Origin of the sequence: Acinetobacter sp. YH12137 (assembly GCF_013418535.1) — a bacterium.
Lineage (GTDB): Bacteria > Pseudomonadota > Gammaproteobacteria > Pseudomonadales > Moraxellaceae > Acinetobacter.
The window spans coordinates 1-7,454 of record NZ_VPBW01000064.1; the positions used below are offsets into that span (position 1 = coordinate 1).

Genomic DNA, 7,454 nt, shown 5'->3' on the forward strand with positions numbered 1-7,454 from the left:
TTCAACTTTTGCCAGTGTTGATCTGTCAGCATGGTACGAGGCATAGCGAATAGTAAAATTGGGTTTGGCGATTTGATTTTACTACTTCGCTATTTTTTTAAGCTAAAAGTGTCAACACACCCTAATTTAATAAGTCTTAAAAACATGGATTTCGATAGTACTACTCAATTACCTACAAAGCTCTTAAATAAAATTTCTGAAGTTATTTCAGTAGACCCTAATGACATTGTTAAAGATGCGCAGTCTAAAGGGTTACCTATTTCAAAAATAGAAGACTTTACAACAGAAATTATTTGTAAAAATTATCGAAGAATTGAAGATATTTCTGGTTCTTATGGTAACTATGCAGCAAGAAATAATGCAGTAACTGGACTGGCCTCTGGCGTTGGTGGTGCAGTAACAATGGTAACTATTGGGAGCGTGGATATTGTAAATATGGCAGCGCAATTGTATAGGTTGAATCAACGAGTTGCATATTTGAATGGCTTTGATCCAAATAATCCACATGATGCAGAACTAGCTAGAGAAATTTATTTATTTTCATTGGGGTTTGATAAAGCAGCTGTTGCTGGTGTGCAAGCTATGATGAATAGAGCTGCTCAAATTGCAGGAAAATCTGGGGCAAAATCAAACCCAGTACTTAAACTGATCATGATTGTTGCATCAAAATTAGCACCCAAAATGACAACTAAACAGGCAGCAAAATTTATTCCTGTTGTTGGTGGTATTTTGGGTGGAGGCATTAATTTCGCATTTGCTAAATATGCATCAAGTGAAATTCAGAAAAGATATAAAGAAGAGTTTTTTAGAAAAATGCAAACAGAGTCTATAAATTCTTAATTTTATAAATTTGGTACGGATATGTTAGTAATTTAATATTTCTAAAATTAACATAATACTGATTATGCGAAACGTGAGCCTATAGCTCTCGTTTTTTCGCTCTAAAACTGCTAAAATTCTTATACGCCATTGACGTACTTAAACCTATGCTATTCATTGAAACCAGTATTTTTACCAAGCAAATTAAAGACCTTGTATCTGATGAGGAATATCGTCAACTTCAGCAAGATCTTTTGGTACAGCCTGATAGAGGTGACCTAATCAAGAATGGCGGTGGTATTCGCAAAGTACGTTGTGCTCAAGGTAACAAAGGGAAAAGTGGTGGGATACGGGTGATTTATTATTGGGTCACCGAGGATGATCAGATCTTTTTCTTAGTGGCTTATCCAAAATCAGTAAAAGATAATTTAACAGATAAGGAAACCGCCATTCTGCACCAACTCGTGAAGGAGCAATTTCATGGATAACAACTTATTTGATGACTTGGTTGCTTCAATCAAAGAAGCTGGAGCTATCAAACGTAAAGAAGTTAAAGCAAGCCGAGTTACAGAACTCGAATTGCCTGATATTAAAGAAGTACGTGAAAAAACTGGCTTGAGCCAAAATGAATTTGCTGCACGTCTACATATTAGCCCCCGTACCCTGCAAAATTGGGAACAGGGACGACGCTATCCAACTGGACCAGCAGCTACATTGATTCGAATTTTAGATGCTCACCCAAGCCTTATTTGAAAAAATTACTTAAAAAATGGGAGCTTAAGGCTCCCATTTTTATTTCGTATAAGGTGTATTATGTTAATTTTAGAAAATCTTCACTACTATTATTTTAAAATAAGCCTTATATCCAAGCATAAAACAAGGTTGTCTAGACTTCTTTTAACAGTAAAGTTATCATAAAACTGAATTTTATTTTTTAGGTAAGTTTATGCATTCTATCCGCATTCGTTAAGACACAACTATTTGCATAGTGACACTATTTTATAATGGTGGGCTTTTGTTGTGTCTTTAAGAATATATGCGGATATATAAAGTAAAAGTATGCTTAATTTATAAGTATGCTTTTAGTGCATAGTTTCCAGTTATAACTTAATTGACTAGCTATTTGTCCACCCTGTGGATGAATAGCTTTTTTTTTGGGAGGACACTGTGATGCTAGCTTTTGTTTTCACCTAAATCCTGTTTGCTGCATAAAAAATTTCAAGAGCTAAACAGGAGTAAATAAAAATGAGTTTAATTATTAAAGCGAGAAACATACGCTTGGATTATGCTGGGCGTGATGTTTTGGATATTGATGAATTGGAAATTCACTCTTATGACCGTATTGGTCTTGTGGGTGATAACGGAGCAGGAAAGAGTAGTTTACTCAAAGTACTTAATGGCGAAATTGTTTTAGCCGAAGCGACATTACAGCGTTTTGGTGATTTTGCACATATCAGCCAACTGGGCGGAATCGAAATAGAAACGGTCGAAGACCGGGCAATGTTATCTCGCCTTGGTGTTTCCAATGTACAAAACGACACAATGAGTGGCGGAGAGGAAACTCGTGCAAAAATTGCTGCCGCATTTTCCCAACAAGTACATGGCATTCTAGCGGATGAACCAACCAGCCACCTTGATCTCAATGGAATAGATCTACTTATTGGTCAACTTAAAGCATTTGATGGAGCATTACTTGTTATCAGTCATGACCGATATTTTCTTGATATGGTTGTAGACAAGATATGGGAGTTAAAAGACGGTAAAATTACGGAATATTGGGGTGGTTACTCGGATTACTTGCGTCAAAAAGAAGAAGAGCGACAACACCAAGCCGTAGAATATGAGCTGATGATGAAGGAACGGGAGCGATTAGAATCTGCTGTGCAAGAAAAACGCCAGCAAGCTAATCGATTAGACAATAAGAAAAAAGGAGAAAAATCCAAAAACTCTACCGAAAGTGCTGGACGACTTGGGCATGCAAAAATGACTGGCACCAAGCAAAGAAAACTGTATCAGGCAGCTAAGAGTATGGAAAAGCGTTTGGCTGCATTAGAAGATATTCAAGCACCAGAGCATTTGCGTTCTATTCGTTTTCGTCAAAGTTCAGCCCTAGAACTGCACAATAAGTTCCCGATTACGGCAGATGGTCTGAGCTTAAAATTTGGTAGCCGTACTATCTTTGATGACGCTAACTTTATAATACCGCTTGGCGCTAAAGTCGCTATAACTGGATCGAATGGAACAGGGAAAACGTCCTTGTTAAAAATGATATCAGAACGTGCTGATGGATTAACCATATCTCCAAAAGCTGAAATTGGCTACTTTACACAAACAGGATATAAATTTAACACGCATAAATCTGTGCTCTCCTTTATGCAGGAAGAGTGCGAGTACACAGTTGCGGAAATTCGTGCAGTATTGGCTTCAATGGGGATCGGAGCGAATGATATTCAAAAAAACTTATCCGACTTATCGGGAGGTGAAATCATCAAACTGCTTTTATCCAAAATGCTTTTAGGAAAATATAATATTTTGCTTATGGATGAACCAGGAAACTATCTTGACCTAAAAAGTATTGCCGCATTAGAAACAATGATGAAGTCCTATGCAGGAACTATTATCTTCGTATCTCATGACAAGCAATTGGTCGATAATATTGCTGACATTATCTACGAGATCAAAGACCACAAAATCATCAAGACTTTTGAGAGAGATTGTTAATGATAGCCAATCTAATCCGAACATTAATTATTGAACTCTTTAAAGGAAATTAAAAATGACAATTCAAGATATTCAATCACTTGCTGAAGCACACGGCTTGTTGCTTATGGACAAAATGAATTTCAATGAAATGGGCATTGATTTTAAGGTCGTTTTTGCTCTTGATACAAAGGGGCAACAATGGTTGCTGCGTATTCCTCGTCGTGATGGCATGAGGGAACAAATCAAGAAAGAAAAACGCATTTTAGAATTGGTAAAAAAACATCTTTCTGTAGAGGTTCCTGATTGGAGAATTTCATCTACAGAATTAGTGGCTTATCCCATACTTAAAGATAATCCTGTTTTAAATTTGGATGCTGAAACCTATGAAATAATTTGGAATATGGACAAAGATAGCCCGAAATACATAACATCTTTGGCAAAAACCTTATTTGAAATCCATAGTATTCCTGAAAAAGAAGTTCGGGAAAATGATTTGAAAATTATGAAACCTTCAGATTTAAGACCTGAAATAGCAAACAATTTGCAGTTAGTAAAATCTGAAATTGGTATAAGTGAGCAATTGGAAACCCGCTACAGAAAATGGTTGGATAATGATGTTCTATGGGCAGATTTCACCCAATTTATACATGGCGATTTATATGCTGGGCATGTACTAGCTTCAAAGGATGGAGCTGTTTCAGGCGTTATTGATTGGTCAACAGCCCATATAGATGACCCAGCGATTGATTTTGCTGGGCATGTAACTTTGTTTGGAGAAGAAAGCCTCAAAACTCTAATCATCGAGTATGAAAAACTAGGGGGTAAAGTTTGGAATAAACTATATGAACAGACTTTAGAAAGAGCAGCGGCCTCTCCTTTGATGTATGGTTTATTTGCCTTAGAAACTCAAAATGAAAGCCTTATCGTTGGAGCAAAAGCTCAGTTGGGAGTTATATAATTTAAAAATATGATTGCTGAGAACTGCCTTGTTTTGAAACTTGGTTGGCTTTAATTAGTTTTTAGTATTCTTTATAGAAAATGCCTCGATCAAGGGGCATTTCTAACAATCATTTAACATAAAATTTCTTATGTGAAGTAACCTGAATGCAGCGGTGCCCCATTGGGGGCGCGTTGAGATAAGCCTCTTTTAGATAACTTTAGCAACTCGATAGACAGTTGCAACTCCACAATTCACTGCTTTGGCAATTTCTTCCTTAGTCATATTGCCAACTACTAGCAATTCTTTTATTCGTTTATGTTTAGCCTCATTTGCCTTCTTGCCTGTTGGTTTGTAACCCGAACGTGCCAGGCCCTGCTTAATACGTTCTATACGTTTCTCATTGTCTAGGCGGGCCATTGTTGCCAGAAGATCAATCAACATATTGTTGATGAGTTCCAAGATTGAATGAGTAATGCTGTCACTGGTTTGAATCATTTGGTAGGTAGTAGGAAGATCTGCTACGACTAAACGAAGTCCCTTCTCCTGGATCCTGCGCTTCAGCTCTTGAAAATCTCGTTGGGTTAGGCGTGATAAGCGGTCAATACTTTCAACTAACAATGTGTCACCTTGATTTGCTTCTGACAGTAGCTTATTCAATTCAGGTCGGTCTAACTTCGTACCACTATAGTTTTCCACGTACACAATGGTTTCACCCAAATTCAAGTTTTGGTTTAGATCCTGAAGAATCTGCAAAGCCCTTTCTGCATCTTGATCTTTAGTTGAAGCTCGTAGATAAATACGTGTATTCATTTCTATCATTTAATCTTAATTCTATTAGATTAATGATAATACTATCATTTAATTATTGCATTAAGTCTAATGATAGATATTGTATGCGATTTGGCTCGCTATCATTCAGGTATACTCTTTTGATAAAAAAAGCATGACTAAAAGCCATGCCTTGGGATTCGTATAACGCGTATTATGTTAATTTTAGAAAGTCTTTAAAATAAGAATTTATAAAAAACTCTTTCTCATCATTAATTTTTAAAGATAAGTTATTGCATAATAATTCTTTCTTACTCAAATCAATTATGATCAAAATGATGTGGGTCTAGGATTTTAGACCATGCCTATAGTCGTAAAGCACTGGCTCATCGTGTATCGATCAGTATGGAAACAGACTTTTGCATAGATGCGTTGCAAGAAGCAATTGTGAAATATGGTTGTCCTGAAGTCTTTAATACAGACCAAGGCAGTCAATTCACAAGCGAGGCATTTTTGAATGAGTTAAAATTGCGAAATATCCGTATCAGTATGGATGGAAAAGGACGATGGATGGATAATGTGATGATTGAGCGTTTATGGCGCAGCGTGAAGCATGAGGAAGTCTATTTGAAGGCTTACGATACGGTTAAACAAGCGATACAATCAATTGCTGAATATTTGGATTTTTATAACATGATACGTCCTCATTCAAGTTTGAATAAGGCAACACCGAATGAATTTTATGATCAACATTTACTAAAAGTAATGGCAGCATAATTTAAATATTTAGAGCGGGTTTATCACTTATAAAACTGAATTGAGTTGTCTAATTAACGGAACCACATTAGTATCCTATAAAATATTCTGACACCGAAGACTCTATAGTAATTACATATACTGATAGTAATAATACAGTGCATAAGGATGTAGCTGTTCCTTATTTCGGTAAATATGATAAGAAAAATTATAGTTATAATATCAAGTAGTTTAAGTATTATTAATATTTAGAGTGTACGGCATTGACGGTATAGGTTAAATTGACACTACAAGACAGCACTTTAACCAATTTCAACAGCAACATCCCCAAATATATTTAATATAAATTAAGCATGAGATATAAAAATGCACGCCTTTGATATTATCATACCCCAATATACAGGTATCGCTGAAGATGATGATAGCCACGACCATGATGTATTTTGTTATTTAGGAAATTTAGAAGGCAACGGACAAATATTACCCCGTAACCATCATTTAGCTGTTAGCCAAAATGATATTACTCGCGTGACTGTGGTGTGTCCTGAAATGGATGCCCTTGACCGTAAAAATATGAACAGCTATGCCCAAGAAATGCACAATAAAATCGAACAGTTAGCAGGTAAACCCATTCAAACCTTGTATATCGGAGAAGACCATGACTATCCTCTTCCCCGTTATGCCGTACCAACGCAATCTGAATTTTACATGTTGCGTTGGGGCTGGAGTTCGCCTTTACTAGATGGAGTAACCTTACAAGGCATTCCTCTATATAAAATCCCATATACCCAACCTGATCACCCTTGTTATGATAATGTGTGGTCATGGTATCGTCAGGCTGAAGCGTTATATCGTTTGTGGCTTGGTTCTCAACCAGTAAGTGAAGCCTTTGCCTTAGAGCAAATGCAAAATCCCAATTCTGAGCATAGCAAAATAGGTCGAGAATTGTGCCGTATCATTGAACAAAGCACAGGTGTACCCACCTATTATTTTCTAATGAATTACCGTGATTGGACACAGGCAGAAGATATGGAACAAAAATGTCCACTGACAGGGCAGGATTGGCTATTGCCTGCCAATACCTATCACTATATTGATTTTAAATGCGATGAGAGTCGTTTGGTGAGTGAGTTGAGTCAAAATTGGTCGGATGAAAGCGAGGACTGACCGAATGAAAAATTATTTGTGGTAAGCTCATAAAGCCTATCAAGCATAGAGATAAAAATAACACCCAAACTATCTGTAACCAACCGTGAATCGTCTCGATATTTTCGGAGAGTGTTTTACTGGAATCAGGTACAGGACAAGTTTATTTTCAGTATACCCTAGCGGAACCACCTAACGACGTCATACACGTACTTTAATGAAGAAAATGGGTATTCAGGCGTTATATTGCAAACCAAATTTAAGCCAGGCTAATCAAGCTCACCGTAAATATCCATATCTGCTCAAAGGATTGGCTATTCAG

The 7,454-nt window shown here is 36.7% G+C and carries 7 protein-coding genes and 2 pseudogenes; 8 read left to right on the top strand and 1 reads right to left on the bottom strand.

Going from position 1 to position 7,454, the window contains the following annotated elements; translation table 11 throughout:
- Positions 1-30: 30 nt before the first annotated feature.
- The 5 genes from FTU72_RS15745 (at position 31) to FTU72_RS15765 (ending at position 4,480) form a co-directional block, all read left to right on the top strand.
- Entirely contained in the window at positions 31-840 is an 810-nt protein-coding gene (locus tag FTU72_RS15745; RefSeq protein WP_180053102.1) for an EcsC family protein, read from the top strand.
- A 146-nt stretch (positions 841-986) separates the two neighbouring features.
- Complete coding sequence (locus tag FTU72_RS15750; RefSeq protein ID WP_000897307.1) at positions 987-1,307, top strand: type II toxin-antitoxin system RelE/ParE family toxin; 321 nt, start codon at positions 987-989, stop codon at positions 1,305-1,307.
- Positions 1,300-1,572 carry a NadS family protein gene (nadS, locus tag FTU72_RS15755; protein WP_000369781.1) on the top strand — a complete coding sequence of 91 codons (273 nt, stop codon included), beginning with the start codon at positions 1,300-1,302 and terminating at the stop codon, positions 1,570-1,572. The genes FTU72_RS15750 and nadS overlap by 8 nt, the downstream gene beginning before the upstream one ends.
- A gap of 492 nt (positions 1,573-2,064) precedes the next feature.
- Complete coding sequence (gene msr(E) / locus FTU72_RS15760) at positions 2,065-3,540, top strand: ABC-F type ribosomal protection protein Msr(E) (protein ID WP_000052512.1); 1,476 nt, start codon at positions 2,065-2,067, stop codon at positions 3,538-3,540.
- Between the two features lie 55 nt (positions 3,541-3,595).
- Entirely contained in the window at positions 3,596-4,480 is an 885-nt protein-coding gene (locus tag FTU72_RS15765; RefSeq protein ID WP_180053101.1) for an Mph(E) family macrolide 2'-phosphotransferase, read from the top strand.
- Positions 4,481-4,669: 189 nt separating this feature from the next.
- On the opposite strand, the gene FTU72_RS15770 is transcribed toward FTU72_RS15765, so the two are convergent.
- A complete protein-coding gene (locus FTU72_RS15770) occupies positions 4,670-5,281 on the bottom strand; it encodes a recombinase family protein (RefSeq protein ID WP_015060246.1) in 612 nt (203 codons plus the stop codon).
- Between the two features lie 315 nt (positions 5,282-5,596).
- Here FTU72_RS15770 and FTU72_RS15775 point away from each other — a divergent pair.
- From FTU72_RS15775 to FTU72_RS15785, 3 genes and pseudogenes are all read left to right on the top strand, one after another.
- Positions 5,597-6,007: pseudogene (locus tag FTU72_RS15775) on the top strand (transposase); the annotation flags it as partial.
- Between the two features lie 345 nt (positions 6,008-6,352).
- The gene (locus FTU72_RS15780; protein WP_114237944.1) at positions 6,353-7,153 is read left to right on the top strand and encodes a DUF2310 family Zn-ribbon-containing protein; all 801 of its coding nucleotides are present in this window, start codon (positions 6,353-6,355) and stop codon (positions 7,151-7,153) included.
- Positions 7,154-7,328: 175 nt separating this feature from the next.
- Positions 7,329-7,454: pseudogene (locus tag FTU72_RS15785) on the top strand (IS3 family transposase); the annotation flags it as partial.